The sequence below is a fragment of the Streptomyces sp. SID3212 genome (assembly GCF_009865405.1).
In the GTDB taxonomy this organism is placed as follows: Bacteria; Actinomycetota; Actinomycetes; order Streptomycetales; family Streptomycetaceae; genus Streptomyces.
Genome location: NZ_WWJY01000350.1, coordinates 1 through 546 on the forward strand (window position 1 = coordinate 1; position 546 = coordinate 546).

Here is a 546-nt window from a genome sequence, read left to right on the forward strand (position 1 = left end):
ACCCGCCCCGGCAGCGGTCCGGACACCGGCCCGCGCGCAGGGGGCCGGGCCCCAGGCGGCGCTGCGCCTCAACAAGCAGACCGTCCAGGAGAAGCTGGTCACGGCCCGGACGCTGCTGTCGCGGCTGGTCCAGGAGGAGACGGCGCGGCTGGCCGCGCTGGAGCGCGCGCAGGACGAGGAGACGCGGCGCCTGGCGGACGTACGGGCCCAGGAGGAGGCGGTACGTCTCCGCGAGGAACAGCAGGCACAGGCGCAGCTGGCCCAGCAGTTGGAGGAGCAGGCCCAGGCGGAAGCCGAGGCTCAGGCACGGGCGGCGCAGGCACAGGCACAGGCACAGGCACAGGCACAGGCCCAACTGGACGCACAGGCCCGCATGGAGGCCCAGGAGGCCCAGCAGGCGCAGCAGCTCCTGGAAGCTCAGGCACAGGCACAGGCACAGACCCTCCAGCCGCCCCTCGCCCCGCTCGCCCCCCTCCTGCCGACCGTCCCCGCGCAGCAGCCCGACCCCGCCACCCTCACCACCCCCTTCGTCGCCCCCGCGCCCGC

Annotated in this window: 1 pseudogene; it reads left to right on the forward strand. The window is 75.8% G+C overall.

Annotation, left to right across the window (positions count from 1 at the left end):
- A pseudogene (locus tag GT042_RS10515) lies at positions 1-546 on the forward strand (hypothetical protein); the annotation flags it as partial.